This window comes from Methylobacterium sp. ap11, from assembly GCF_900110515.1.
Taxonomy (GTDB): domain Bacteria; phylum Pseudomonadota; class Alphaproteobacteria; order Rhizobiales; family Beijerinckiaceae; genus Methylobacterium; species Methylobacterium ajmalii.
Map to the genome: position 1 here is coordinate 1 of NZ_FOEB01000030.1, position 26459 is coordinate 26459.

At 72.9% G+C, this 26459-nt stretch carries 22 protein-coding genes and 1 pseudogene; 6 read left to right on the forward strand and 17 right to left on the reverse strand.

What is annotated here, in order from left to right; translation table 11 throughout:
• From BMX97_RS28350 to BMX97_RS28365, 4 genes are all read right to left on the reverse strand, one after another.
• Positions 1-7856: ExeM/NucH family extracellular endonuclease (locus BMX97_RS28350; protein WP_091754514.1), on the reverse strand; the 7856-nt coding region annotated here is incomplete at its 3' end.
• A gap of 306 nt (positions 7857-8162) precedes the next feature.
• Positions 8163-8762, reverse strand: a complete 600-nt coding sequence (locus BMX97_RS28355) for a TetR/AcrR family transcriptional regulator (protein ID WP_244538692.1) — start codon at positions 8760-8762, stop codon at positions 8163-8165.
• A complete protein-coding gene (locus BMX97_RS28360; RefSeq protein WP_091754515.1) occupies positions 8759-9247 on the reverse strand; it encodes a nuclear transport factor 2 family protein in 489 nt (162 codons plus the stop codon). Before BMX97_RS28360 ends, BMX97_RS28355 begins: the two co-directional genes overlap by 4 nt.
• A 65-nt stretch (positions 9248-9312) precedes the next feature.
• Positions 9313-10299: a hypothetical protein gene (locus BMX97_RS28365; RefSeq protein ID WP_244538684.1), complete on the reverse strand. Its 987-nt coding sequence runs from the start codon at positions 10297-10299 to the stop codon at positions 9313-9315.
• Between the two features lie 188 nt (positions 10300-10487).
• Between BMX97_RS28365 and BMX97_RS28370 the strand changes: the two genes are divergently transcribed.
• The gene (locus tag BMX97_RS28370) at positions 10488-11081 is read left to right on the forward strand and encodes a helix-turn-helix domain-containing protein (protein ID WP_348273140.1); all 594 of its coding nucleotides are present in this window, start codon (positions 10488-10490) and stop codon (positions 11079-11081) included.
• Between the two features lie 22 nt (positions 11082-11103).
• Here the strand turns inward: BMX97_RS28370 and BMX97_RS28375 are convergent, their stop codons facing one another.
• Complete coding sequence (locus BMX97_RS28375; RefSeq protein ID WP_060847681.1) at positions 11104-11400, reverse strand: hypothetical protein; 297 nt, start codon at positions 11398-11400, stop codon at positions 11104-11106.
• A 333-nt stretch (positions 11401-11733) separates the two neighbouring features.
• Here BMX97_RS28375 and BMX97_RS28380 point away from each other — a divergent pair, with 333 nt between their 5' ends.
• On the forward strand, positions 11734-12051 hold the full coding sequence (locus BMX97_RS28380; RefSeq protein WP_091754516.1) for a hypothetical protein: 318 nt from the start codon (positions 11734-11736) through the stop codon (positions 12049-12051).
• A 264-nt stretch (positions 12052-12315) separates the two neighbouring features.
• On the opposite strand, the gene BMX97_RS28385 is transcribed toward BMX97_RS28380, so the two are convergent.
• On the reverse strand, positions 12316-12504 hold the full coding sequence (locus tag BMX97_RS28385) for a hypothetical protein (protein WP_091754517.1): 189 nt from the start codon (positions 12502-12504) through the stop codon (positions 12316-12318).
• 309 nt (positions 12505-12813) lie between these two features.
• Between BMX97_RS28385 and BMX97_RS28390 the strand changes: the two genes are divergently transcribed.
• Positions 12814-13005 carry a hypothetical protein gene (locus BMX97_RS28390; RefSeq protein ID WP_091754518.1) on the forward strand — a complete coding sequence of 64 codons (192 nt, stop codon included), beginning with the start codon at positions 12814-12816 and terminating at the stop codon, positions 13003-13005.
• Here the strand turns inward: BMX97_RS28390 and BMX97_RS28395 are convergent.
• The 5 genes and pseudogenes from BMX97_RS28395 to BMX97_RS28415 form a co-directional block, all read right to left on the reverse strand.
• Positions 12981-13670 carry a response regulator transcription factor gene (locus BMX97_RS28395; protein ID WP_091754519.1) on the reverse strand — a complete coding sequence of 230 codons (690 nt, stop codon included), beginning with the start codon at positions 13668-13670 and terminating at the stop codon, positions 12981-12983. The two genes, BMX97_RS28390 and BMX97_RS28395, sit on opposite strands and share 25 nt — an antisense overlap.
• Complete coding sequence (locus BMX97_RS28400) at positions 13667-16435, reverse strand: sensor histidine kinase (protein ID WP_091754520.1); 2769 nt, start codon at positions 16433-16435, stop codon at positions 13667-13669. The genes BMX97_RS28395 and BMX97_RS28400 overlap by 4 nt, the downstream gene beginning before the upstream one ends.
• The gene (kdpC, locus tag BMX97_RS28405; protein WP_091754521.1) at positions 16432-17007 is read right to left on the reverse strand and encodes a potassium-transporting ATPase subunit KdpC; all 576 of its coding nucleotides are present in this window, start codon (positions 17005-17007) and stop codon (positions 16432-16434) included. The genes BMX97_RS28400 and kdpC overlap by 4 nt, the downstream gene beginning before the upstream one ends.
• A gap of 30 nt (positions 17008-17037) precedes the next feature.
• Positions 17038-18785 (reverse strand): annotated as a pseudogene (gene kdpB / locus BMX97_RS28410) (potassium-transporting ATPase subunit KdpB); the annotation flags it as partial.
• A gap of 412 nt (positions 18786-19197) precedes the next feature.
• Positions 19198-19509: a polyhydroxyalkanoic acid system family protein gene (locus tag BMX97_RS28415; protein WP_060847672.1), complete on the reverse strand. Its 312-nt coding sequence runs from the start codon at positions 19507-19509 to the stop codon at positions 19198-19200.
• Between the two features lie 275 nt (positions 19510-19784).
• Here BMX97_RS28415 and BMX97_RS33210 point away from each other — a divergent pair, with 275 nt between their 5' ends.
• The 3 genes from BMX97_RS33210 (at position 19785) to BMX97_RS28420 (ending at position 20595) form a co-directional block, all read left to right on the forward strand.
• A complete protein-coding gene (locus BMX97_RS33210; RefSeq protein ID WP_177202381.1) occupies positions 19785-19955 on the forward strand; it encodes a hypothetical protein in 171 nt (56 codons plus the stop codon).
• A complete protein-coding gene (locus BMX97_RS34275) occupies positions 19952-20083 on the forward strand; it encodes a hypothetical protein (protein WP_280142822.1) in 132 nt (43 codons plus the stop codon). Before BMX97_RS33210 ends, BMX97_RS34275 begins: the two co-directional genes overlap by 4 nt.
• Before the next feature lie 98 nt (positions 20084-20181).
• A complete protein-coding gene (locus BMX97_RS28420; protein ID WP_091754522.1) occupies positions 20182-20595 on the forward strand; it encodes a hypothetical protein in 414 nt (137 codons plus the stop codon).
• 25 nt (positions 20596-20620) lie between these two features.
• Here the strand turns inward: BMX97_RS28420 and BMX97_RS28425 are convergent, their stop codons facing one another.
• The 6 genes from BMX97_RS28425 to croR form a co-directional block, all read right to left on the reverse strand.
• A complete protein-coding gene (locus BMX97_RS28425; RefSeq protein WP_091754523.1) occupies positions 20621-21832 on the reverse strand; it encodes an ABC transporter permease in 1212 nt (403 codons plus the stop codon).
• Entirely contained in the window at positions 21829-22809 is a 981-nt protein-coding gene (locus tag BMX97_RS28430) for an ABC transporter ATP-binding protein (RefSeq protein ID WP_091754524.1), read from the reverse strand. Before BMX97_RS28430 ends, BMX97_RS28425 begins: the two co-directional genes overlap by 4 nt.
• A gap of 78 nt (positions 22810-22887) precedes the next feature.
• Positions 22888-23310, reverse strand: coding sequence for a DUF2141 domain-containing protein (locus tag BMX97_RS28435; protein ID WP_091754525.1), 423 nt, complete (start codon positions 23308-23310; stop codon positions 22888-22890).
• Positions 23307-24878 (reverse strand): phytoene desaturase family protein, encoded by a 1572-nt coding sequence (gene crtI / locus BMX97_RS28440; RefSeq protein ID WP_091754526.1) that lies wholly within the window; start codon positions 24876-24878, stop codon positions 23307-23309. The genes BMX97_RS28435 and crtI overlap by 4 nt, the downstream gene beginning before the upstream one ends.
• A 178-nt stretch (positions 24879-25056) precedes the next feature.
• Positions 25057-25857 (reverse strand): TrmH family RNA methyltransferase, encoded by an 801-nt coding sequence (locus BMX97_RS28445; RefSeq protein ID WP_091754527.1) that lies wholly within the window; start codon positions 25855-25857, stop codon positions 25057-25059.
• Positions 25858-25885: 28 nt separating this feature from the next.
• Positions 25886-26347, reverse strand: coding sequence for a 3-hydroxybutyryl-CoA dehydratase (gene croR / locus BMX97_RS28450; RefSeq protein ID WP_060847665.1), 462 nt, complete (start codon positions 26345-26347; stop codon positions 25886-25888).
• Between the last annotated feature and the right edge of the window lie 112 nt (positions 26348-26459).

A 26459-nucleotide genomic window follows, 5' to 3' on the forward strand; every position in this document is an offset into this window, starting at 1 on the left:
AGGTAGTGCGCGAGCGGGTCGACGCCGGCCGCCTTCACGTCCGGGTTGCGGGCGAGGTAGAGCTCGTTGTCGAAGGCGGCGGAGGGGTCGCGGCCCTCCTTCCAGCCCGCCTGGTCGTACTGCTCGAGCGGGTTCTGGCCCGAGGCGCGCACCGCCTGGTTGGCGGCGAGGTAGCCGGTGGTGGAGAACAGCGCGTTGGGGTCGCGGCCCTCCTTCCAGCCGTAGAGGGCGTAGTGCGCGTCGGCGTCCTGGCCGGCGGCGAGGACGTCCTTGTTGGCGGCGAGGTAGAACAGGTCGTCGACGAGGGGCGCGCCGTCGCCGGTGACGATGGTGGCGTCGGTGAACTGGTAGCGCTCGAAGCCGGCGACGCGGTCGCGGCCCTCGGGCCCGGCGATCAGCGTGTAGGCGCCGTCGCGGGTGACGGTGGCGTCGGCGAGCCTCGAGCCGAACACCAGGGTGTCGTCGCCGGCGCCACCGCTGATGATGTCGTCGTAGGGCGTGCCGGTCAGCGTGTCGTTGCCGTCGGTGCCGGTGCGCACGACGCCGCGGGCCAGCACCGTGTCGCCGCGGGTGGCGAGGTTCTGGATCCGGGTGTCGCCGGCCGGATTGGTGTCGGCGGTGCCGTAGGGCGTCGAGGCGTGGAAGGCGCGCAGGTACTCGGCCATCGCGTCCTGCTCGGTGCCCTGCGCGGCGAAGGTCGCGGTGTTCGGCAGCGAGCGGCCGGGCGTGGCGGAGGCGAGCGCCACCTTGTTCTCGCCGTAGGCCGGGAAGGGATAGTTGTCGCCGCCCAAGCCCGGCGCGGTGGAGGTGCCGGTCGCCAGGAAGTCGAGGGTGACCGTGCGGATGCCGCGGTTCGGGTCGCCGACGATCTGGCCGTTCTGGACCAGGGTGTCGGTGATCCGGCCGTTCTCGTCGACGATCGCGGCGTTGAGGATCCGCTGGCCCTCGCGGGTGACGGTGCCGTTGGCGTCGAGGGTCTGGGCGGTCTTGCCGGCGTCGAACGAGAAGCTCAGGCCCCCGATCTGCGGGAACTGCCCGGGGGTCGCGCCCGAGGCGGTGGCCGAGACCGCGTGCTCCAGGATCCGCTTCATCTCCAGCGCCGAGACCGTGGTGACGGCGAGCGCGTTGTTGAAGCGCAGCGAGTTCGTGACGTCGAGCTGCGAGATGTCGCCCGATTGCTTGCCCGCGGAGGGGTTCGCCGCCGGGGGCAATTCGGCGGTGCCGCCGCCCGCGGTCGAGAACGAGCCGATCGAGTCGCGGATGCCGCCGCCGTTCTTGATCGAGACCGCGACCGACGCATCGTACTGCTTGGCGTACCAGAGGTTGGCGTCGGCGGAGAGGTCGCCGAGGTTGGTCTCCTCGGTGCGGACCTCGCCGCGGCGCCCCTCGAGGTAGACGCTGGTGCGGCCCAGGATGTTGCCGTCCTGCTGGCGGATGATGTCGGCGACGCCGGCGGTCTCCTGGATGCCGTCGTTGTTGACGTCGAGGCCCTCGATCACTTCCCTGACGAGGAAGCCCTTGGTGCCGGGCGCGAAGGCCGCCTGGGTCGAGCCCCAGAGCTGCGCCACGCTGGTGTCGTCGACCGCGACCGCGCCCGAGTTCTGCGGCGTGATCGAGTCGCGGATGATGGTGCCCTTGTCGTCGAAGGTGACGGTCAGGCGGCCGACATACGAGTACTCGGAGGCGGTGTTGACCAGCGCCAGGGTCTGGCCCGAGGCGTTGGTGAAGAATTGCGGGTAGGCGCCGCCCGAGACGTCGCCCGGCAGCAGCCGGTCGTTCGAGTCGGAGAGCAGGGTGTGCGAGCCGCCGCCGATCAGCACGTCGACGTTGCGCAGGAGCGGGGCCAGCGCCTGCTCGTTCGACAGCTGCTGCAGGTGGGTGCCGACGATGACCTTGTTGAGGCCCGGGTTGGCGGCGAGCACCCGGTCGACCTCGGCGTTGATCTGCTGGGCGAGCAGCGCGATCTCGTCGCGGCCGGTGAAACCGTCGAGCGTGACGTTGCCGAGCGTGGTCAGCAGCGGCTCGAGCTGGGTGGTGGCGCCGATGAAGGCGATCTTCTCGCCGTTCTCGGTGATGACCACCGACTTGGCGATCTTGTCGGCGCCGGTGCCGGTCTGGGTCGAGGTCGGGCCGGTCGCGGCGAAGGTCGCGGCGTCGCCGTCCTTGTGGACGAGGCCGGACAGCGCCGATTCCCGCGAAAAATTCAGGTTGGTCGAGAGGTAGGGAAATTGCGACCCGACCCAGGTGTCGTCGGAAGCCCCCGGGCTCGATCCGAGATTGGCGCCGATGATGTTGGCGACCTCGTTGGGCCCTGAATCGAACTCGTGGTTGCCGAACACCGCGGCCTGGACGCCGATGACGTTCTGGATCGTGATGTCGGCCCGGCCCGGCGAGGCGGTGAGCTTGCCGTAGGCGTTGGCGCCCGACAGCCCGTAGAGCTGGTTGTAGACGCCGTTATAGGTCGCGTTCAGCTGCGGGTCGGCGCCGGCGATGAAGAACGGGCTCGGGATCCAGCCGTCGCCGGTCGAGAGGGTGATCGAGTTCGGGGTCGAATCCTCGAGCTTGTCGACGATCGCCGCGAAGTTCGGCGCCCGCTGGGTCGCCAGGAGGCCGGCCTCCCAGTCGGAGGCGTGCAGGATCTGGAGCGTGTAGGTCATCGGGGCGGCCTGCTGGGTGGTGAAGTCGAGCTGGTCCTGGGCGAGGCCCGCGAAGGCGTTGCCGGCCGTGTCGGTGACCGCACCCTTCGGCACGATCACGTCGTAGGCGGTGCCCGCCTTGAGGTCGGCGCTCGGGTCGATCGTCACGGTGTCGCCCGAGATCGCGACCTGGGCGGCGTCGGAGACCGCGATCGTGCGGGTGTCGCCCGCCCCGTCGGTGATCGTGATCGAACCGGTGCCGGCCTTCACCGCCTCGCTGAAGCGCAGGGTGATGGTGGCGCCCGTCGCCACGCCGGTGGCGTTGTCGGCGGGCGTGGCGGTGAGGAGCGTCGGGGCGGTCCGGTCGAGCTTGAGGCCGACCAGCACCGGGTCGTGGTCGGATTCGCGCGCCGCGACGCGGCCGTCGAAGTACGAGGGCGAGCGGCCGAAATCGAGGTTGTAGTCGATCGCGTCCGCCTCGTCGGCGTTGACGTGCCACTCGGTCACGCCGGTCACCTGGCCGTCGAGGCTCGGGGTGGCGAAGGCGTGGTCGAGGGCGCCGTAGGCCCCGTCGAAGACGTAGGAATACGGGTCGGCGAGGTGGTCCTCGGCGAGGTTGGTGAAGCCCCCGGCCTTGATCGTGTCGAGGGCGTCCTCCTTGAGGTAGGCGTTGAAGTCGCCGAGCAGGATGACGTCGGAATCCTGCGTGCCGGTCGGCTTCGTCGCCACCCACTCGGTCAGCGCCCTGGCGGCGAGCTCGCGCTGCTGCTGCCAGTTGCCCTGGCCGTCGCCCTGGTCGGCATCCGCGCCGGTGCCGGTGCCGCTCTTCGACTTCAGGTGGTTGATGACCGCGGTGAAATCCTCACCGCTGGCGATCTCGTGGAAGGTCACCGCGAGGGATGCGCGGCTGGTGTTCACCCCGTTGAACAGGTGGCCGGTCGTGCTCTGCTGGAGCAGGGCGGGGTCGATCCGCGCCACGTCCGCATCGTCGAGCTTCTCGATCGTGGTATGGAGCGCGACGCCGACCTTGCCCGGCTTGTAGATGAAGCCGACCGCGATGGCGTCGCCGCCGAGGAACTGGCCCTGGTCGAGCTGGCTGCCGGGGTTCACGTACGCGTAGGTGCCGGCCCCGGCCCGGGCGTTGAGCTGGCCCACCAGGTATTCGAGCGCGTTGCCCGGGTTGCCGGGCTGGAACTGGTTCTCCAGCTCGGTGAGGCCTAGCACGTCGGCGCCGGTGCCGATCAGCGTGGTGACGAGCTTCTCGGTCTGGCGTGCCAGCTCCTCGCTCGTGTTGGCGCCCCGCGGCTGCTGGCCGATCGCCGTCGTCGCGCTCGCCGTGCCGGCGAGCGTCGTGAAGTAGTTGAGGACGTTGAGGCTGCCGACCTTGAGCGTGCCGCCGACCGCGTCCGGCGCGCTCGGGCGCGGATTGGTCTTGGTGACGCCGTTCGCGCCGTCCTCGATCGACCGGACCCGGAAGGCGCCGGTCGGGCCGAAGCCCAGCGTGCCGGTGAGCCCGGTGATCGTGTCGCCCATCCGCGGGGCGGTGGCGGTGGAATAGGTCGGGCCGAACCCGTCGAGGGTCTCGATCGGCAGGTTCTGGCTGTTCGAGCCGTCGTCGTAGGTGATCGAGCGCGCCGCGGTCTGGGCGAGATAGGCGGCGTAGCCGGCCGCATTCGGCTCGAATGCGTTGGTGTAGGTCTCGGGCCGGCCGCCCGCCGCGAGGCGGATCTCGTTGAAGCGGTCGAGGTTGAACTGCTCCGAGATCGTGAGGGTCTGGGGGAAGCGGACCAGCATCCCCTCGTAGCGTTCGAGGTCCGGCTGGGCCGTCGTGCCGGTGCCCACCACGCCCGCCGTCGGCAGGCCGACATCGACCGCCTGCGCCTTGACCTCGGCGGCCGAGAGCGCGCCGGCCTGGACGACCTGGATGCCCGAGGCGGCGTTCACCGTGAGCTGCGTCTCGCCGTTGAACTCGGTGACCGTGCCGGTGACCCGGACCCGGTCGCCCTCGGTCACGTCGACGAGGCGGTTGCCGGTGCCCTCGTAGACGAACAGGCCCTCGGAGGTCAGCGGGTTCGAATCCTGGTCGGCCTTCTCCTCCTGCAGGTAGAAGCCGCCGAGGTTGCGCTTTGCATCCGCGTCGCCGTTCTGGAAGTCGCCGACGACGATCGCCTCGACCGTGACGGTCCGGCCGACGAGCGGGCTGGCGCTGCCGGTGCCCTGGACCGCCGAGATCAGGGTCACGTCGTCGTTGACGATGGTACCGGTGGCGGTGGCGTTGGCGGCCGCCACCGAAGCGGTGAGGCCGGCCTGGCTCGTGCTGGCGCCGGTGAGCTTGAGCGCGAAGGTCTCGCTCGGCTCCGGCGTCGCGTCGCCCTGGACGATGACGGTGACCAGAGCCGAGGCGGCGCCCGCCGGGATCGTGCCGGTGACGGCGAGCGGCAGGGCCGGGCTGCCGGCGAAGTCGGCGGAATTGGCCGGGTTCGTGCCGGAGCCCGAGAGCTCGGCCGTAAAGGCGACGGTGCCCAGCGTGCCGTTCGAGCGCTGGACCGTGAAGCTGAAGGTCGTGGTGCCGCTATCGCCCTCGGGCCGGCTGACGCTCAGCGAATCGGGCGAAAAGGAGATCTCCTGCGTCGCGCCCCGGGGCAGGGCGGCGTACAGGGTGGCGCCGCCATTCGCCACCTCGTTGGCCGAGACCACGAGGTTGGTGCCGGTCGGGTTGCGGTCGGCCGGGATGAAGGTCAGCACCTCCGGGCCGAGATCGGCCGGCGAACCGGCGAGCGGCGGCACGTAGGACACGTAGTTGGCGTTCGCCGGGTCGGTCACGTCGTAGACCAGGATGCCGCTCTGGCGCTCCAGGCCGACGAAGGCGTAGGTCCGGCCGTTCACCGTGCCGACGGTGATGCCCTCGGGCTCCGGCCCCTTGTTGTCGGAGCGGTCGTCGGGGGTGGCGGCGACGGTCTGGTCGTTGTTGAACCGCTCCGGCGCGATCTGGGCGAAGATCTTTTCGAACTCGCCGCCGGTCTCGCGCACCTTGGTGATCGTGCCGTCGGCGTTCTGGCGGAAGATCGAGATGCCGCGGCCGCCCAGCGTATTGAGCTGGTCGATCACCCCGTCGCCGTCGGTGTCGCCTTTGCGCAGGAGCACGTTGAGCCGGGCATAGGCCGGATCGGATTTCAGCGCCTGGAGCGCCGGGGTGAGGCGGGCATTCGGCACCGCGCTCAGGCGCGCGACGTCGTTGGCGTCGTCGGCGCCGCCGATGACCCGCTGGTCGCCCTCGTTGGCGGTGACGAAGTAGGTCGCGCCGCCGGTGGTGAACGACGCGACGCTGTCGGGCTGGAGCAGGCCGAGGATCGGGGTGCCGGCGGGCGTCGCGGCGATGCGGATCGAGGCGGTGCCGTTCGGCCCGTCGCGGTCGGACGCGTCGAACTCGTTGCCGGGGAGCGCGTGGTCGACCGCGCCGAGCGGCTGGATCGCGATCGGCGCCGTGCCGGGATTGGTGAGATCGATCACCGCGACGCCGTTCACCTCCTGCAGGGTGACGTAGGCGAAGCGGTTGTCGGGCGAGATCGCGATGTATTCGGGCTCGATGTCGGCGGACGCCGCCTTGCCCGGCGTGATCGCGAGGCCGCGGGCGCGCAACGTCGCCTCGGACCCGTCGAGCCCGGAAAAGCCGACGGTCGTGGCGACGGAGGCGCCGGCCGCGCCGCCCGAGACGTCGATGATCGAGACGCTGCCGACCGGGTTGCTGGCCTGGCTCGCCTGCTCGCCCTCGTTGGCGACGAGGAGGCGGCTGCCGTCGCGGGTGAAGACGATCTGGTCGGGCCCGACCCCGACGGCGAGCGAGCGCTGCAGCGTGCCGTCGGCGGTGAACAGCGCGACGCGGCCGGGCGCGTCCCCGGTCGCGTTGGCATAGGCCACCGCCACGAGGCCGTTGAACACCGCGACCGAGTTCACCGCGCCGTACTGCTCGAGGCCCGACAGCAGGATCTCGCCCGTCTTGCGCAGGGACCCGGCGGCGTCGAGGGCGACGATCTCGATCCGGTTCTCGTTGGTGTTCTGGACGTAGAGCCGGCTGGTGGTCGAATCGTAGGCCACCACCTCGGCATTCGGCGCGATCGTCGTCGCGGTGTCGTTGGTGGTGGCGTAGGCGCCGAGCCGCACGAGCTGGAGCGCGTTGGTGGCGCTCGGCGGGGTCGTGGCGGTCGCGCCCGACAGGCCCTGCAGCGAGGGCGCGGCGTCGAAGATCGCCGTGCCGCCGATCCGGGTGCCGGTATCGTCGTTGAGGATCGTGCCGGTGCCCTGGCCCTTCGCCACCGTGGCGCCCGCGACGTTCGCGACGCTCACCGTGAAGGTCTCGGTCGGCTCCACCACCGTGTCGCCGGTGATGTCGACCGCGAAGGTGGCGCGGGTCTGGCCGGCCGCGATGGTCTGGCGGGTGAGGCTGCGGGCGGCGTAGTCGCTGCCGGCGGTGGCGCTGCCGTCCGCGGTGGCGATGTCGAAGGTCACGCCGCCGGCGGGCGCGGCCGCGCTCAGCGACACCGTGAAGGCGAGCGGCTTCGTGCCCGCATCGCCCTCGGCCGCCTGGACGTCGTCGATCGACAGGGTCGGCAGGGGTTGGGCGGCGGTCACCGTAAAGGGGGTGTAAGCCGCATCCCCGACCCGGGTGGTGCTGTTCTGGGTCCAGGACGTGGGCGTGCCGACCGAGGCCAGGATCTGGTCGCGGGTGCCCGCGGTCGCGCCGGCATAGCGGCCGTTGGCGGAGGGCAGGGCGACGGCGGTCTGGCCCGGCGTCAGGCCCGGCGGCAGGGCCGAGGTGCTGGCGCTGGTGGCGTTGGCGGCAAACGCCGTGCCGCCGTCGGCGAAGTTGATCGCGTACAGGAAGGTCGGGCTCGCGGCCGTGCCCTGGTAGGCCAGGATCTGGTCGCCCGAGGCGTTGAGCGCGAAGTTCTGCGCCGTGAACGCGGGAGAGTTGGTGGCGCCGGCGGCACTGTCGGTGGTCGGGCGGATCACCGTGCCGGCGGCGAGCGCCGAGGGCGCCGTGTAGGTGTAGGTGCCCTCGCCGGTGCGGAATGCGTTGGCGCTGGAGCTCCAGCCGTTGTCGGTGAAGCTGATGGCCGTGCCGGCCTCGACGTCCCGCAGCACCACGAAGGCGAAGTCGTCCGGGTTGGTGGCGTCGTAGCCGACGATGGCGATGTCGCCGGCGGCAAGCGTGGTGGCCATGGGTTCCAGGGTCTCCGGGCGCGCGGGAGCGGCGGCGGGCCCGGACCGGGCGCCACCGTTCGGCGCGAAGCTGTTAGGGCTTGAAGAGTCAGGGACGCGCAGGAGGCACCGGGCTCACCCGCGATCGTTCGACGTGTCGGACCGGATGGAGGGCGAGGCGGCCTTGTTGCAGCTTGTTTCAGGCTGGTTTCGGTCTGTAAGGGCGTTTTGCGACAGCGCTGTGAAGGTCGGCCGGTCCCTCAGGAGAGTGGGGCCGCCCCGGTACCGCGGACGGGGCGCGCGGCGTCCGTCCGGTCGGCCGGTCTCTCAGGAGAGCGGGGCCGCCCCGTGCCCGCGGCACTCCGCGGCGGTCGCCGCCTCCAGCCGCGCCGCGAGCCGGGCGAGGGTGCGCCCGAACAGGCCGGGATCCTGCAGCGCGCTCGCCGTCACCAGCGCGCCCTGGATCGCCGTGACGGTCTCCTCGGCGAGGTCGCGGGCGGGGGCCTCGGCCACCCCGGCCCGGGCCAGCGCGGCGGCGACCGCGTCGCGCCAGGCGGCGAAATAGGCGTCGATGCGCCGGGCGAATGCATCGCGGGTGGCCGAGAGCGCGAAGGCGCCGACGAGGCAGATCCGCCGCCCCGAGCGGAAATAGGCCTCCGTCTCCGCCAGCATGGCGCGCAACGCCGCCGCCGGGTCAGGGTCCTCGCGCAGGGGGCGGAACATCCGCGCCTCGAACCACGCCTCGATCTCGGCGAGCACGCAGGCGGCCATCTCCTCCTTCCCGCCGGGAAAGAAGTGGTAGAGGCTGCCCTTGCCGAGCCCGGTGCGGCGGGCGATCACCGACAGGCTCGCCCCCTCGTAGCCGTGCTCGCGGAACGCCTCCGCTAGGAGCGGCAGGACCGCCTCGCGGGTCTGCGGGCGCGTCAGAGCCCCAGCTCCGTCAGGCCGGGATGGTCGGCCGGGCGCGGGCCCGAGCGGTCCCAGTGGAAGAGGCGCTCGCCCTCCGTGATCGCCAGGTCGTTGATGCTGGCGTGGCGCACCGCCATCAGGCCGTTCTCCGCGAACTCCCAGTTCTCGTTGCCGTAGGCGCGAAACCACGTCCCGGCCTCGTCGTGGAACTCGTAGGCGAAGCGGACCGCGATGCGGGCGTCCGACCAGGCCCAGATCTCCTTGATCAGGCGGTACTCGTGCTCGCGCGCCCATTTGCGGGTCAGGAACGCCACGATGGCCGGGCGGCCCTGGAAGATCTCGGCCCGGTTCCGCCAGCGGCTGTCCGGCGTGTAGGCCAGGGCGACCTTGTCGGGGTTGCGGCCGTTCCAGCCGTCCTCAGCGGCCCGGACCTTCAGGAGGGCGGTCTCGCGGGTGAAGGGCGGCAGCGGCGGGCGGGTCTCGGAGACGGTGGGATCGGACATGACGGGCTCCCTCTCTGTACCGATCGGTAAAGAGCCGGCGGGCCGGGGTCAAGCGTGCGGCGTGGTCAGGCCCGGCACAGGCGCGCGAGGCGCGGGCCGGAGACCCGGCCGCGGGTGGTGCCGTCGGTGCGCAGGGCCTCGCCGGCGAGCGCGATCCGGGTCGGGTTCTCGATCAGGGTGTAGCGGGTGCGCCCGGCCGGCAGGCCGAACTGCACCGCCCACAGCCGCAGGGCCTCGCAGAAGCCGCGCCGCGTCCCGGGCCCGAACCGCAGGGGATCGAGCACCGGCGCGACCTCGGCGGCGCCGTAGGGCAGGGCGCGGAACCCCGCCAGCAGGCCGGGGCGGCCCTCCGCCAGGGTGAAGGCGGCGCTCGATTCGACGCCGAGCGCGCCGGCCCGGTCGGCCGGGACGGTCGCGAGGCCGAGGCTGACGGGCTGCTCGGTCACCACCACCACGGCCCGGCCGGGCGCCTCGGACAGGTCGATCGCCAGCGGCCGGTAGCCGGCACCGGCCTCCCGCGGCGCGGTGTAGACGAGGCCGATCAGGTCGAGGGTGGCGGCCGAGCCCGGGACCCGGTCGGGATGGGCGGTCCAGCCGATGAGCCGCTCGCGCTGGGCGGTCCGCTCGGCCGTCACGTCGGGGACCTGGATCTCCTGGTCGGCGAGGGTGCCGCGGATCGTGACCGGCCCCGCCTCGGCGGTGCAGACGGGGCAGGGGCGCTCGGCGGCCTGCGGCCGGGCCTCGTCGGTCCAGGGCCGCCGGGACGGCGAGGCGGGCGGGCCCGGCATCGGGCCCTGCGACAGGGGCGGGGCCGGCGCCTGGGGCGATGACGTTTGGGTCGAGGGGGCTTGGGCCGGGGACGCCTGGGTCGAAGACGTTTGGCCGGGGGAGCTGTTGCCCGCTTCGCTCGCCGGGCGCGAGCGCAGGAGCCCGATGCGCGGGTCGAGGACCGCGATCACCGCGAACGGAATGGCGACCGCCGCGAGCGCCGCCAGGCCGAGCCCCCATCGCCCGCTTCCGTCCCGCACGCTCACCCGCCCCGCTGCGCGCACCCACGGCGCGATCCGGGTATTATGCACCCGATCGTAAGGAAAGTGCATCCGCGGCAAAGACTTAGACGAAAAACCTGGGGATGGCGCCCCGGAGGGCTTGTCGAGCGGCCCCGCCCCCTGTCCCAGCGGCACCCGTCCGGCCCGGCAGGACGGGTGCCGGCCCGCCCGAAAGCCCCTATGGTGGCACCATGACGATGCCCGACCCGACGCCGCCCGTGCCCGCGCCCGACCCGACCGACGGGCTCGCGCGCCGGCTGCGGCTGGAGCGGGAGGCGCGGGGCTGGTCGCTCGGCGACCTGGCGGCGCGCTCCGGCGTCTCGAAGGCGATGATCAGCAAGGTTGAGCGGGCCGAGGCGAGCCCGACCGCCGTGCTGCTCGGCCGGCTCTCGGGCGCCTTCGGGCTCACCCTCTCGACCTTGCTCGCCCGGGCCGAGGGGGAGACGGGCCAGCTGCGGCGCGCCGCGTCCCAGCCGGTCTGGGTCGACCCGGCGACCGGCTACCGCCGCCGCCAGCTCTCGCCGCTGATGGGGGAGCATCCCCTCGACCTGACCGAGGTCGAGCTGCCGGTCGGGGCCGAGATCGCCTATCCGGCGGCCTCCTACGCCTTCCTGCGCCAGATGATCTGGATGCTCGACGGCACCCTGACCTTCCGGGAGGGCGAGGCCGTCCACGTTCTCGCGGCCGGCGACTGCCTGGCGCTGGGCGCGCCCGCCGACTGCATCTTCGCCAACCGGAGCGACCGGCCCTGCCGCTACCTCGTCGCCGTCGCGCGGCAGCGCTGACGGAGCCGCTGGTGCCGGAGGCTCACGCCGCGCGACGGGCGAGGAAGGTCCGGGCCTCGGCCCCGCCGCGCAGGAAGCCGTAGACCAGCACCGGCCAGCAGAAGAGCAGCACCGCCATCGGCGCCGACATCTGCCAGCCGACGATCGCCCCGACGATGCCGGCCGCCGAGCCGACGAAGCGGAAGTAGAACACCGGCACCGCGACCACGAGGCCGAGCAGCACCGGCACCCCGAGCGCCGCGGTCAAGCCCGCTTGCACCGCCAGGAGGTTGGTCACGCCCATGGCCAGGAACACCAGGAAGGCGGCTATCTGCATCATCGGTCTCGCGCTCCGGTCCCTTGCGATTCGTGCAGGCCACGAAAGACAGGCGAGCATGGCTTTTTGTGGGGCGCCGGCGCGGCGGCGGCCGGGTCGCCCACCGAAACCGGCGGGAACGGAAGAATTTCATCCATCCTGGCTCTTACAGAGAATAGAATTTTCGAAATGCCAATCAAACCGAAGTCGGCAAAGCGTATTGAATCCCGGGACTCGCCCCTCGACCGTCGTTCATGTGCGCGAGCGCACAGGGATCGTCGAGGGCACAACCTAGATCCGGCTTCGAGCGGCGGCGCAATCCCGGCGACCGGCCGCGCATGACCGACGAGATCGACGATGACGAAGACCACCCTGCTCCTCGCCGGGGCGGCCCTGTTCGCCGCGACCGCGGCCTCGGCCCAGTCGGCGAAGGAGATCTACAGCTACAAGGCCCCCTCCGGCATGTTCAGCGAGGGCACCACGAAGTGGGACATGTACCGCTTCATGGCGGTCGACCACGAGCAGCAGGAGCAGCGCGCGGCGGCCGCGGCCCAGGCGGAGGCCGACCGCACCGCCTCGGTGCCGTCCCCCGCGGTGGCGGGCCGGCCGGTCGCGCATTCCCGACTTGCTCACGCCCGACTTGCTCACGCCCGCGCGCACCCCGTCCGGCCGTGAGGGCGGGAGCCGAAAGGGCGAGGCCGCCGGGGGGCCTGAGCCGGCCCTCCTGCCACACCCGGGCGCGTCCCGCCTTTGCCTAACCGTGATGTCCCTCGCCAATCGGACCGGCTCGGATAAGATTTTCCCCAGTGCGGATACGAGAAGATCCGCCGATGCTGCAATGCAAAAAAGGCAGCGGGGGACGCGATGGATGCGAGATCACTGCTCGTCCAAGTTCAGTCCGACATCGGGGCGACGTGCGACAGGGCGGTCCGGCAGGCTTCATTGATCGCGGCGCGCGAGCGACAGGGACTGGCGACCGACCGCGAGCGGAACGTCCTGCGCGGCATCCGGGTATCCCTGGGTCTCGAGTACCACCACGAGGCGGTGCTGCTGGGGCGGCTGGCCGGCGGCGAGGCGGAAGGCGATCGCGTCGACCGCCGCGCCGCGCCGGCCCGCCGCCGGTGCCATCGCGGGGTCGGGGAGGATTGCCCACTGCCGATCCCCTGCTGCGCGACGCTGGCGGCGACCCTAACGTCCCGGTCGCCGGCGGGTGCCGCCCGGCGCTGACCGGCTTTCCGGCGGACGGCGCGATTCGGGTGGGGGTGCTTCGGGCAGTCGCGTTTCGCGCCGGCCACCCGTGCTCCGGTGCCACACCCGCGAACCGGATCGCCGCCGCCGCCCTCTGGCGCGCGCCACCGCCCGGGGCGGTGTGGCGCCGGAGCACTGGCGTTCCCCGCGGCCCCGGCGGTCTTCTCCCACGGCGAGATCGGAGAGCTCATGCCTGGACCTGCCCTGCTGCCCGCCGCGTCGGACGCGCCGCTCCTCCTCCATCTCGCCGGGTCCCTGGCCTTCGTGGCCGCCGCGGGACGGGGCATCGGCTGGGCCCTCGACGCCTGGGTGCGCCGCGCGCCCGCCTCGCCCGCCGTCCCGGCCGAGCGTCCGCCTCAGTCCGGCGCCCGCATCCGGTAGCCGACCCCGGTCTCTGTCAGGATGTAGCGCGGGCGCTCGGGCTCGGGCTCGAGCTTCTGGCGCAGCTGGCGCACGTAGACCCGGAGGTATTGCGGGTCGGCGGCGTTGCCCCACACCTCGCGCAGCAGGTGGGCGTGGGTGAGCACCTTGCCGGCATGGTGCACGAGCAGGCGCAGCACGTCGTATTCCTTGGGCGAGAGCTTCACTTCGCGCTCCCCCACCCGGACGATGCGGCGCACGAGGTCGACCGAGATCTCGCCGGCCCGGAAGACCGGGCGCTCGCCGCCGACCGCGAGCTGGTGGCGGAGCGCCGTGCGCATCCGGGCGAGCAGTTCGTTCATGCCGAAGGGCTTGGTGACGTAGTCGTCCGCCCCGAGATCGAGCGCCTCGACCTTGCCGGCCTCGTCGTCGCGGCTCGACAGCACGATCACCGGCAGGTCGGGCTTCAGGCTCCGGATCTGCGCCAGGAGGTCGTGCCCCTTGATGTCCGGCAGGCCGAGATCGAGGATCGCCAGCGCGATGTCCTCCCGGCCCAGGAGGTCGAGGGCGGTGCGGCCGTTCTGCGCCTCCACGACCTGGTAGCCCTGGCTGCCAAGGCCCACGCGCAGGAGCTTGCGGATCGGCGGCTCGTCGTCGATCACCAGGATGCGGGGGTCGTTGGTCACGCGGCGGCGTCCTCCGGGGCGGCGCGGGGCACCGGGAAGGTCAGGGTGAAGGCGGCGCCCGGGAACGGGGATCCGTGCCGGTCGCCCCGGGTGCGGGCGGTGATCCGCCCGCCCATCGCCTCGACGAAGCCGCGCGAGATGGCAAGGCCCAGGCCCGTCCCGGCCCGCACCCGGTCGCGCTTTCGCACCCGGTAGAAGGTGTCGAAGATCCGCTCCTCGTCGCCCTCCGGGATGCCCTCGCCCTCGTCGAGGATCCGCACCCGCACGACGCCGTCCCCATTCTGGGTGTCCTGCCAGGCCTCGATCCGCACCAGGCTGCCCTCGGGGGCGTACTTGGCGGCGTTGTCGAGGAGGTTGAACAGCACCTGCTCGGTCAGCACCGCGTCGAGGCGCAAGGGCGGCAGGCCGGCGCCGAGGGCCAGGGCGACCCGGTGATGCGCCAGGATCTTGTCCGCCCGCTCGAGCGCCGTCGCGACGATCTCGGCGAGGTCGTGGGGCGCGAGGTTCGGGGCGAGCGCGCCGGATTCGAGCTTCGTCATGTCGAGGAGGTTGGCGATGAAGCGGTTCAGCCGCTCGGCCTCGTCGATGATGGTCGCGAGCAGTTCGCCCTGCCCGTCGCGATCGAGGGCGTCCCCGAGGTCGCGCAGGGTCGTCGCCGAGCCGAGCACCGCGGCGAGCGGCGTCTTGAGGTCGTGCGAGAGCGACGACAAGAGCGCCTGGCGCAGGCGGTCGGTCTCGGCCGAGCGCCGGGCCCGGTCGAGGTCCTCGACGAGGTGGACCCGCTCGATGGCGAGCGCCCCCTGGTCGGCGAGCGCGTCGAGGAGCCGGCGCTGGTCGGGGGTGAGGAGCGGCCCCGGCTTGTCGCCGTCGAGCCCGACCACCCCGACCATGCCGCGCCCGGTGCGCAGGGGCAGGAAGAGGCGTTTTGCTCCCGGCAGGGTGTCGGCGCCCCGTCCCGCCGGGCGGCCGTGGTCGAAGGTCCATTTCGCCGCCGCGAGGTCGGCCTCGTCGAGCTCGTCCTCCGGGGGATAGCCGGCCATCACCGTGACGGTGCCGCCCTGCGGCAGGAGCAGCACCACCCGCAGGCGCAGCATCAGGGCAATCTGGTAGGCGGTGGCCCAGAGCACGTCGTCGAGGGTGCCGCAGCCGGCGAGCTTGCGCGAGAAGCCGTAGAGCGCCTCGGTGGCCTTGCTGCGCGTGCGCGAGATCGTCGCCTCGGCCCGCGCCCGCGCGGCGAGGTTCGAGACCACCACCGCCACCAGGGTGAAGAAGAACAGGGCGACGACGTTGGTGGGATCGGCGATCGTGAAGGTGTAGAGCGGCGGCAGGAAGAAGAAGTTGTAGGCCAGCGACGAGGCCAGGACGGTCGCGAGCGAAGGATAGAGCCCGAAGCGCACCGCCACCGCTACCACGGCGGTGAGGAAGACGAGGTCGGTGCTCTCGTGGCCGAGCGACGGCTGGAGCGCGAGGCCGAGACCGAGCGCGCCCGCGACCGCACCGAGCGCCGCCCCGTAGGGCAGGAGGCCGGGCCGGGGCGGGGCGGCGGTGCGCACGCCCTTGTGGGGGGCAGGCGCCCCTGCCGCCTCCTCGCCCGCCACGACGTGGACGCTGATCGAGCCGGAGCGGCGCAGGAGGTCGTGCACCACCGAGCCGTTCAGAAGCTCGAACCAGCGCGAGCGGGTCGACTTGCCGATCACCACGTGGGTGACGTTGTGCTCGTGGGCGAAGGCGACCACGTCGTCGGCGATGCGGCCCTGGCTCGGCAGGGTCGCGGTCTCTCCGCCTAAGCGCTCGGCGAGCCGGAGCGTGTCGGCGATGCGGTCGCGCTCGGCCTCGCCGAGCTGAGCGCTGCGCCGGCTCTCGATGGTGAGCGCGGTGAACGGCGCCCGCAGCCGGTCGGCGAGGCGCTTGGCGGTGCGCACCAGGCCGGCCGAGCGCGGATCCTCGCTGACGCAGACCAGCACCCGCTCGCCCGCCGCCCAGGGGCCGGGGATCGCGTGGTCCCGCATGTGGGTGACGAGCTGGTCGTCGACCTGCTGGGCGGTGCGGCGCAGCGCCAGCTCGCGGAGCGCCGTCAGGTTGCCGGGGGAGAAGTAGTGCTTGAGCGCCCGCTCGGCCTGGCGCGGCAGGTAGACCTTGCCCTCCTGCAGGCGCCGGATCAGGTCGTCGGGCGAGAGGTCGATGACCTCGATGTCGTCGGCCCGATCGAGGATCGAATCCGGCACCGTCTCGCGCACCCGGATCCGGGTGATCTGCGCCACCACGTCGTTCAGGCTCTCGACGTGCTGGATGTTGAGGGTGGTGTGGACGTCGATGCCGGCCTGGAGCAGCTCCTCGACGTCGAGGTAGCGCTTGGGGTGGCGCGAGCCCGGGGCGTTGGTGTGGGCGAGCTCGTCGACCAGCGCCAGCTGCGGCTTGCGGGTAAGCAGCCCGTCGAGGTCCATCTCGTCGAACGTGCCGCCGCCATACGCGACCGTGCGGCGGGGCAGCACCGCGAGCCCGGCGACCAGGGCCTCGGTCTCGGGCCGGCCGTGGGTCTCGACCACGCCCACCACCACGTCGACGCCCTCGCGCACGCGCGCATGGGCGGTCGTCAGCATCTCGTAGGTCTTGCCGACCCCCGGCGCGGCGCCGAGGAAGATTTTCAGGCGCCCGCGCCCGGGCGCCTCCCGGCGCGCCTGCGCCAGGAGGGCGTCGGGCGAGGGCCGCAGGCCCTCGCGCAAGGGCCGCAAGCCCTCGCCCGAGGGACGGGACGTGTCCCTCATCGGGCCTGCTGGACGTCGAGGGCGCGGTTGAGGGCGAGCACGTTGACCCGGCGCTCGCCGAGGACACCGAGGCTCGGCTCCTGCACCTGCCCGGCGACGAGGGCGCGCAGGCCATCCTCGGAGACGCCGCGGGCCTTCGCCACCCGGGGCACCTGGAACAGGGCGGCCTCGGGCGAGACGTCGGGATCGAGCCCCGAGCCCGAGGTGGTGACGAGGTCCTGCGGCACCGGGTCGGCGGGGTTCTCGGCCTTGAGAGCGGCGAGGTCGGCCTTCACCCGGTCGATCAGCGCCGGGTTGGTCGGCCCGAGATTGGCGCCGCCGGAATTGGCGGCGTTGTAGGGCGCCGCCACGGTCGCCGAGGGGCGGCCGTGGAAGTAGCGCTCGCTGGTGAAGCTCTGGCCGATCATGGCGGAGCCCACGAGCGTGCCGTCCGCATTGCGGATCAGGCTGCCCTCGGCTTGCGCCGGGAAGAGCCGCCCGGCGATGCCCGTCATGGCGAGCGGGTAGGCGAGGCCGGTGACGAGGGTCAGGCCGGTGAGGAGCACGAGGGCGGGGCGGAGGTGCCGGAGCATGGCGTTCTTGTCCGTTCGAGCCGAATTCGATCAGGCGAGGTGGAGGGCGCTCACGGCGAGGTCGATCACCTTGATGCCGACGAACGGCACCAGGATCCCGCCGAGACCATAGATCAGGAGGTTGCGCCGCAGCAACGCGGCGGCGCCGACGGCGCGGTAGCTCACCCCGCGCAATGCGAGCGGGATCAGCGCCACGATGATCAGCGCGTTGAAGATGATCGCCGACAGGATCGCGCTCTGGGGCGACGCGAGCCCCATCACGTTGAGGGCCTGGAGCTGCGGGTAGAGCCCGACGAACATCGCCGGGATGATGGCGAAGTACTTCGCCACGTCGTTGGCGATCGAGAAGGTGGTGAGCGCGTCGCGGGTCATCAGCAGCTGCTTGCCGATCTCGACGATCTCGATGAGCTTGGTCGGGTCGGAATCGAGGTCGACCATGTTGCCGGCCTCGCGGGCCGCCACCGTGCCGGTGTTCATCGCCACGCCGACATCGGCCTGGGCGAGCGCGGGCGCGTCGTTGGTGCCGTCGCCGCACATCGCCACGAGCTTTCCTTCAGCCTGCTCGCGCCGGATCAGCGCCAGCTTGTCCTCCGGGGTGGCCTGGGCGAGGAAGTCGTCGACGCCGGCCTCCGCGGCGATGGCGGCCGCGGTCATCGGGTTGTCGCCGGTGATCATCACCGTGCGGATGCCCATCCGGCGCAGCTCCGCGAAGCGCTCCCGGATGCCGCCCTTGACGATGTCCTTGAGGTGGACGACGCCCAAGAGCTTGCCGTCGCGGGCCACCGCCAGCGGCGTGCCGCCGGCCTTGGCGATCTCCTCGGCGATGGCCCGGATCTCCTGGGCGGCCATCGCGTCGAGGCGGGGCTGGATCATCCGGGCGGTGGCCTCGCGCCCGACCGGCGCGGGGGCCGCCTCCAGGCTGGCGATCACCGCCTCGACCGCCCCTTTTCGGATCGAGGAACCGTCGAGATCGATGCCCGACATCCGCGACTGCGCGGTGAACGGCACGAAGTTGGCGGCGAGGCTTCCCATGTCGCGGGCCCGGATGCCGTGCGCCTCCTTGGCCAGCACCACGATCGAGCGGCCCTCGGGCGTCTCGTCGGCGAGCGAGGCGAGCTGGGCGGCGTCCGCCAGCGTGCCCGGGGTGACGCCGCGGACGGGACGGAACTCGGTCGCCTGGCGGTTGCCGAGCGTGATGGTGCCGGTCTTGTCGAGGAGCAGCGTGTCGACGTCGCCCGCCGCCTCGTCGGCGCGGCCCGACATGGCGAGCACGTTGAAGCGTACCAGCCGGTCCATGCCGGCGATGCCGATCGCCGAGAGCAGCGCCCCGATCGTGGTCGGGATCAGGGTGACGAAGAGCGCCACCAGCACCGTCATCGGGATCGCGCCGCCGGCATAAGACGCGAAGCTCGGGATCGAGCCGACCGCGAACACGAACACGATGGTGAGGCCGGCAAGCAGGATGTCGAGCGCGATCTCGTTGGGGGTCTTCTGGCGCGAGGCGCCTTCGACCAGCACGATCATCCGGTCGACGAAGGTCGAGCCGGCGGCGGCCGTGATCCGCACCCGGATCCAGTCGGAGAGCACCTGCGTGCCGCCGGTCACCGCCGAGCGGTCGCCGCCGGATTCGCGGATCACGGCGCGGATTCGCCGGTGATCGCCGCCTCGTTGACCGAGGCGATGCCCTCGATCACCTCGCCGTCCGACGGGATCACGTCGCCGGCTTCCACCAGCACCACGTCGCCGACCTCGAGGCCGGCGCCCGGCACGGTCTCGTACACGACACTGAGACCGTGGAGGCCGTCCGAGGGCGTTCCAAGAAGGCTCGGCCCCTGTCCCGGACGACCGGAGCGTCAGCGCAAGGAGATCCAGGATCCAGTAGAAGACTTGCCGCGAAGCGGCTCTTCATCTTTCACCGCCGCAGACACACGGACGCTTCGCGGCTTGTCGTGCTGGATCCCGGATCTCCTTCCGCTTCGCTTCAGTCGTCTGGGAAAGGGGTTGGCCGACGATGATCCGGGGAGCCCGGCCAGGGCCGGTGTCGTGGTCCGTGGCGTTGCAATCGCCAAACTCTCCAGGTTTTCGATTTTGCCGCACTGTCTTCGACGAACCGGCATCCGCTTCGTCGAAAAATGCTCTGGGTGGGCCCGACGAGACGGACCGCGACCGTCGGGTCGCCGCCCGCGACCGTCAGGTCGCCAAGAGCTCGCCGCCCTTCTCGGCGATGACCTGCCGGACCTTGCCGGAGAAGACCCCGAGCAGCAGCGGCAGGTGGACCTCGACGCGGGCGGCCTCGTCCTCGACCGCGATGGTGCCGCTGACCGACTGGCCCATGGCGCCGACCTGGAAGCCCAGGGTGTCGCCGGTCCAGACCGGGTCCTGCATGGTGAGGCCCGCCTTCTGGACGAGATCCCGACCCTGGCCGATCCGGGCATCGATGCGCCGTCGTGCCTCGCTCCGACCGAGCTGGTGGGGAATCACGACAACCAGGGGTTTCGCCATCGCCGTCTCCACGGGCCGCCGCGCCCCCTTCGCGGGAGGCGCATCCGGGCATCATGCCCCGGCGGCATCGAATCTCTGCGGTTGAATTTTATCAGGACGGTCGGGAATTCAATCGGTGGCGGCCGCGGAGGGTTAAGGAATGTGGCACGGCCCGCCCCGACCGGATGTCCCGCCGAATGATCGCTCGGGGATGCTGGGCAAGCCCGCCGGCCTGGCGTAGAGGGGCGGGGAGCGGCGCGGGCTGGCGCGCCCCGCGAACGGAGGCCGGTCGTCACGTGATCGAGCGGGGAATTCTCGGCGCCATCGCCGTGTGCATCGCGGCCACCGCCGGCCTGTGGCTGCTCGCGATGCCGGACGAGCCGGTGCGGGCCCTGCAGGACGGCCTCGGGGCCGCGGCGCTCGCCACCATCATCGCGGGCGCGGCCGTCCGGCGCTCCACCGAGTGAGCGACGACCGCCGGACGGCCCTGGCGCGGCTCGCCCGGCTCTCGACCCTGGCCCGGCCCCTAGCGCGCGGGGGCGTCGCGCTCCTCGTCGCCGTCGCGGTGCTGTGGCTCGCGTTTCACCTGCGCTGAAGCAGGCCTGCGCGGACGCCGATCTCCGCTTGCGGTAGCTGTCGCACCGGCGGGGCGGGACTGCTAAGCTGGCGGCGCCCGAACCCGGACGAAACCCGATGCGTCTCTCCCTCGCTTCCCTGCTGATCCTCGGCGCGCTCGCCGTCCCGGCCCACGCCCAGACGACGGCCCCGAACCCGTTCAGCCCCGGCGCCGCCAAGCCGAACCCGGCGCCGCCGCCGAACCCGCCCGCCATCCCGGCCAAGCCCGCGTCGCCGGCCGCGCAAGGTCCCGCCGCCACGGCGCCCGCCGGCAACGCCGCCGCCCCGCGCGCTCCGGCCGCCGGCGCGGTCTATCCGACGGCGGTCGCGCCGAAATACGCCAAGGAGTCGCCGGGCAGCGCCCGCCAGCATACCTGCCTCGACCAGTACAACGCCAACAAGGCGGCCGGCGGCGCCGGCAACGGCGGCCTCAACTGGATCGAGAAGGGCGGCGGCTACTATTCCGAGTGCAACAAGCGGCTGAAGGGCTGAGCACGGGGCCGGCGCCGAGGCGCCGTCACGCCCGCGCCGGCCCGGGGGACGGCCGCACCGTGAGGGCCAAGGCTACGCCCAAACCCGCGGCGGCCAGCCCCGCCAGCACCGCCCAGGCCGGCCAGGCGCCGCCGGCGCCCTCGGCCAGGGCCGCCTGGTAGGCCTCGATCGCCCAGGCGTTCGGGGTGAACCAGCCGAGGCTCTGGAGCCAGGGCGGCATCAGGAAGCGCGGCACCATGCTGCCGCCGACCGCCGAGAGCAGCAGCACCCCGAAGGTCGAGACGAGGTGGGCCTGCTGGCGGGTCCGCGCCGCCGCGCAGGCGGCGAGCCCCAGGCCCGCCGCCATGGCGGCGACCAGCACCCCGGTGACGAGCCAGGCCACGACGTGCGGGCCGACCGAGACGCCGTAGACCAGGGCGGCGGCCGCGAAGATCAGGCCGCCCTGGGCGGTGCCCTGGAGCACCAGGAACAGGAACTTGCCGAGCACCACCACCGGCAGGCCGCCGGGGGCGGCGGCGAGGCGGTCGGCGAGGCCGGACTGGCGCTCCTCCACCAGGGACAGGGCACCTTGCATGGCGGCGAACATCAGGAACACCGCGGCGATCGCCCCGGCATAGTAGGCGACGCGGGCGTTGCCCCCGTCCGGCCCGCCATGCCCCTCGGCCGTCGAGGTGCGGGCGACCAGGGCGGCGAAGGAGAAGGCCTCCTTCTTCTCGCGGCTCTCCGCGAAGGCGCGGTCGAGGAAGGCGCGCTCGTCCGGGCCGATCTTGCCGGTGCGCTCGACGTCGGCGACGACCCGCGACAGCACCACGTCGGGCAGGGCCTCGTTGAGGACCCGCTGGACCTGGCCCAGCGCGATCGGGGTGGCGAGGGCGCGTGCCGGGCTCTCGACGACGAGGATCGGCGCGTCGGCCGAGGTGCTGCCGGCGGCGAGGTCGCCGCGCAGCACCAGGGCGACGTCGACCTCGCCCCGGCGCACCGCCGTCACGGGGTCGCCGTCGAGGCGCCTCGTGCGCAGCGCCGGGTCGGCCTCGAGGGCGGCGACGAGCCGTCCGGTCGTGGCGGTGCGGGCCTGGTCGAGGAGCCCGACCTGGATGCGGATCCGCTCGCCGACGGCGCCGGAGAAGATCGCCGCGAAGACGCAGAAGATCACGGTCGGCAGGACGAAGGCCATCACCAGGGCGGCGCGGTCGCGCCACAGGGTGAGCAGCATCACCCGGAACGCGGCGACGATCATGCCACGGCCTCCACGGGGCGAAGGTCCGCCGGGGGCTCGCCCGCGGTCACGTCGCGGTAGAGCACGTCGAGCCCCGGCTCGCGCACCCGGATCTCCCGCACCGGCACGCCGTGGCGGCGCAGGTGGGCGAGGAGCGCCGCGCCGTCGCGCCCGCCCGCCACCGCGTCGCCGGCCCGCCGGTCGGTCTGCCAGACGAGCGGCGAGGCCGGATGGAAGCCGGCCTGGCGCAGAGCGGCCGCCCCCGCCGGGCCGGCGGCCTCGGCCAGCGCCACCTCGTGCTCGGGCGGGCCGGCGCGCAGGCGCGCGAGCAGGTCGGCGAGGCGCCCGTCGAGGCGGATGCGCCCGTCCTGGAGCACCAGGACCCGCCCGGCGAGGCGCTCGGCCTCGGCGAAGTCGTGGGTGGCGACGAGCAGCGCGGCGCCGGTCTCCGGCAGGCGCTCGAGCACCGCGTGGATCGCCGCCCGGGCGGCCTGGTCGACGCCCTGCGTCGGCTCGTCGAGGAGGACGAGGGCGGGCTCGCCGAGGAGCGCCGCCGCGATGTTGGCCCGGCGCTGGTAGCCGCCGGAGAGCACGCCGACGAGGCGTGAGGCGACGTCGTCGAGGCCGGTCCGCGTCAGCGCCCGGGCCACCGCCGGCGCCCGCGCCGCCCGGGGCAGGCCCAGGAGGCGGGCGAAGACCTCGAGGTTCTCCCGCACGGTGAGCCGGGGGTAGAGGGCGATCTCCTGCGGCACCCAGGCGATGGCGCGCCGCACCGCGGAGGAGCGTCCGGGATCGCCCCCGGCCACCCGCACGCCGCCACGCTCCGGGACGAGGCGGCCGGCGAGGAGCCGCATCAGCGAGGTCTTGCCGGCGCCGTTTGGGCCGAGCAACGCCACGGTCTCGCCCCGCGCGAACACGAGGTCGACGCGATCGAGGACGCGCCGGTTGCGGTACGAGAAGGCGAGGTCGCGGACGGTCGCCGCCGGATCGGGTGTCATGGCTCCGACCACAGCAGAGCTTTGCGGCATTCCCGGGGAGGGACGCCGGTGCGCAGGAGGACCCACCCTGGACAGGACCTACCGGGCCGGCAGGGCGCGGGTGAGCCGCACCCGCAGCGATGCGCCCAGCTCGGGCAGGCGGAAGGCGGCGGCGGGAAAATCCGGGCGGCCGCGCCGGCCGGCGCCGTTCGAGAAGCCGTAGGGCTCGGTCGGCAGGCCGAGGGGCGTGCGGCCGAGGCGGCCGTCGCCGTCGAGGTCCTGGAACGCCGCCACCGCGTAGCTGCCCGGCGGCACGCCGGTGAAGCCGAAGCGCAGGCTCGGGCCCGAGGCCGGCCCGTTCTGGCCGATGCGGCAGGCCTCCTCGGCCAGCGACCCGGTGCAGAGCGCGACGAAGACCCGGCCGGCGCCGGGCTCGACCCCGTCGACCTCGATCGCGAGGTCGGCGGCCCACGCCGACCCCGCCAGGGCCAGAAGCGCTATCAGCGCGAGAGGCCCCCTCACGAGGCCTCCCCGAGGCTCGGGGCGGCCGCGAGCGGCAGGCCGCGGGCCGGCACCGTCCCGAGCGCCAGGTCCTCGGCCATCAGCCGGGCGGTGATGCGGGCGCCCTCGTAGATCACCGGCAGGCCGGAGCCCGGATGGGTGCCGCCGCCGACGAGGTAGAGGCCGGGCCCGAAGCGGTTGTGGGGCCGGAAGTAGAGCATCTGCAGGAGGTCGTGCGACAGGTTGAAGGTCGCGCCCTCGTACACGTCGAACTCGTCGCGCCACTGGGTCGGGTCGACCACGCGCTCGTAGCGGATGCGGGATTCGATGTCGGTGAGCCCGAGCTTCTCCAGCCGCTTGAGCACCAGCGCCCGGTAGGACGGGCCGACGCTCGCCCAGTCGATCCCGGCGCGCAGGTTCGGCACCGGCACCAGCACGTAGAGGCTGGTATGCCCCGGGGGCGCCATGCCGCCGTCGGTGTAGCCGGCGTGCTGGACGTAGACCGAGGGCTGCATCGGCAGCACCCCGTCGGAGACCTCGCGGATGTTGCGGGCGTAATCCTCCGACAGCAGGATGGTGTGGTGGCCGAGGCTCTCCGGCATCGGGCCCTCGATGCCGAGATACAGCATGTAGGTCGAGCAGGAGAGGCGGGCCTTGGCCACCTTGGCGTCGCGCCAGCGCGGCCGGCGCGCCTCGGGGACGAGCTCGGGCACGACCTTGGCGAAGTCGCCGTTGATGACGACCGCGTCGGCGGCGATGCGCTCGCCCCCGGCCTCGACCCCGACGGCGCGCTTGCCCTCGAACAGCACCCGGTCGACGCTCGTGCCGAGCTTGATCTCGACGCCCATGCGGCGGGCGAGCCCCGCCATCGCCTCCGAGACCGCCCCGCAGCCGCCCACCGGGTGGTAGACCCCGTGCTCGTATTCGAGGAAGCTCAGGATGGTGAACAGGCTCGGGCACCGGAACGGCGACATCCCGAGGTACTTGGTCTGGAACGAGAAGGCGAGGCGGACCCGCGGGTCCTTGAAGTAGCGCGCCAGGTCGCGGTCGACGGTGGCGTGCGGGCGCAGCAGCGGCAGGGCCGCCAGCATCGCCGGCGAGGCGAAGCTGCGGAGCGAGTCGCAGGCCTGCTGCAGCACCGGGATGAAGGCCGCGAGCTTGTGGCGGTTGTCCTCGAGGAAGCGGCGCACGTTCTTGGCGTCGTCGGGCGCGATGCGGGCGATCTCGGCCTCGAGCCGCTCCACGTCCGGCGTCGCCTTGATCTCGCCGCCGCCCTCGAAGACGAGGTGGTATTGCGGATCGAGCCGCTCGAGGGTGAGGTGGTCTTCCAGCCGCTCGCCGCAGGATTCGAAGATGTCGGCCAGGATGCGCGGATAGAGGAAGAAGGTCGGCCCGATGTCGAACCTGTAGCCGCCCGGCGCCGTCACCGTGCGGGTGCGCCCGCCGACGCAATCCTCCTTCTCGATCACCGTCACCTGCACGCCGTCGCGCGCGAGCATCAGCGCCACCGCGAGGCCGCCCGGCCCCGCCCCGACCACCACCGCCCGCCGCCCCGACAGGGTGCGGTACCCATCCCGCGGCTGCAACAACGCTCCACCTCCTGCCAGACCGAGACGCATGTCCGTGCGTACGGCCTAGTTGTGGTGCGCGACGGTGAGTCGGCAATGGTTGCGCATTGTCGCGGCGGGGTGAGACGGGGTTTTTCGCCGGGGTGTGGCGGGGCGTCGACGGGCAGTCCGACGCGCGGTCCTTGGCGTTGCCGCCCGATCAGATCGGCGCCAGCCGCTCACCCCCGAGCCGGTGCAGAGCCACGGCGCCGGCCACCGCGACGTTGAGCGAATCGACCCCCGGCGCCATCGGGATCGCCACCCGGCGGGCGCGGGCCATCAGCGCCTCGGGCAGGCCGGGGCCCTCGGCGCCGAGCAGGAGGAGCGCCCGGGGCAGGGGCGGCAAGCGCCCGATGTCCTCGCCCCGCGGCGACAGGGCGAGGGGCGTGAGCCGGTGGCGCTCGCACAGAGCGAGGAGGGCGTCGCCGGTGGGGAGCCGCGCGAAGGGGACGGTCAGGCTCGTGCCGGCCGAGACCCGGATCGCCTTGCGGTAGAGCGGGTCGCAGGTTTCCGCGTCGAGCAGCACCGCGTCGGCCCCGAAGGCGGCGGCGTTGCGAAACAGCCCGCCGACATTGTCGTGGTTGGCAAGCCCCACGAGGCCGACGAGCAGGGCCGGGCTCGCCGGCACCAGGGCGTCGGGGTCGGGCTCGGGCCCGCGCAGGCCCACCGCCAGGACGCCGCGATGGATCGGGAAGCCCGCCACCGCGCCCATCACGGGTTTCGCGGCGACGTAGACGGGGGCGGCGAGGCCGGCGAGCGCCGGCGCCAGCCCGGGCAGCCGCTCGGGCGAGACGAGCACCGACTCGATCCGGAACCGGGCGGCGCCCGAGAGCAGCACCCGCAGCACCACCTCGCCCTCGGCGATGAACCGGCCCTCGCGCCCGACGAGGTCGCGCTCGCGCATCTGCGTGTAGGCGGACAGGCGCGGGTCGGCGGGGTCGTCGACGGGGATCGGCGTCATGCGGTCCGGGTTCTGGCCCTTCTGGGGATCAGCCCTTGCGGGCGGCGAGCGGGTCGGCCTCGGCCCGGGTCGGTACCTTCACCAGGGCCTCGCCGTCCAGCACCGTCTCGCCGTTGACCGCGCAGGTGCAGGTCAGGCGGGCGCGGCGGCGCTCCGGCACCAGCTCGGCCACCTCGACGGTGACGTCCACCGTGTCGCCGATGCGCACCGGCGCGCGGAAGTTGAGGCTCTGGCTGATGTAGATCGCGCCGGGGCCGGGCAGGCGGGTGCCGAGCACCGCCGAGATCAGCCCGGCGGTGTAGAGGCCGTGGGCGATGCGGGTGCCGAACGGGGTGCGGGCGGCGAAGTGCTCCGAGAGGTGGATCGGGTTGCGGTCGCCGGTGATCTCGGCAAAGCCGACCACGTCGGAGGTCGCGATGGTCTTCGACAGCGTCTCGGACAGCCCGACGCTCAGGTCCTCGAAGTACAGCACGCGCAGTTCGGGCATCATCGGCGTCGCTCCCGGTGGACGTCTTGGGGCCGCGGCCGGGCGCGCGGGGCTCCGCCGTCCCGCCGGGTCCCTCGGGGTCGCACGGGACGGGGCCGGAAATCCACTGGCGAAA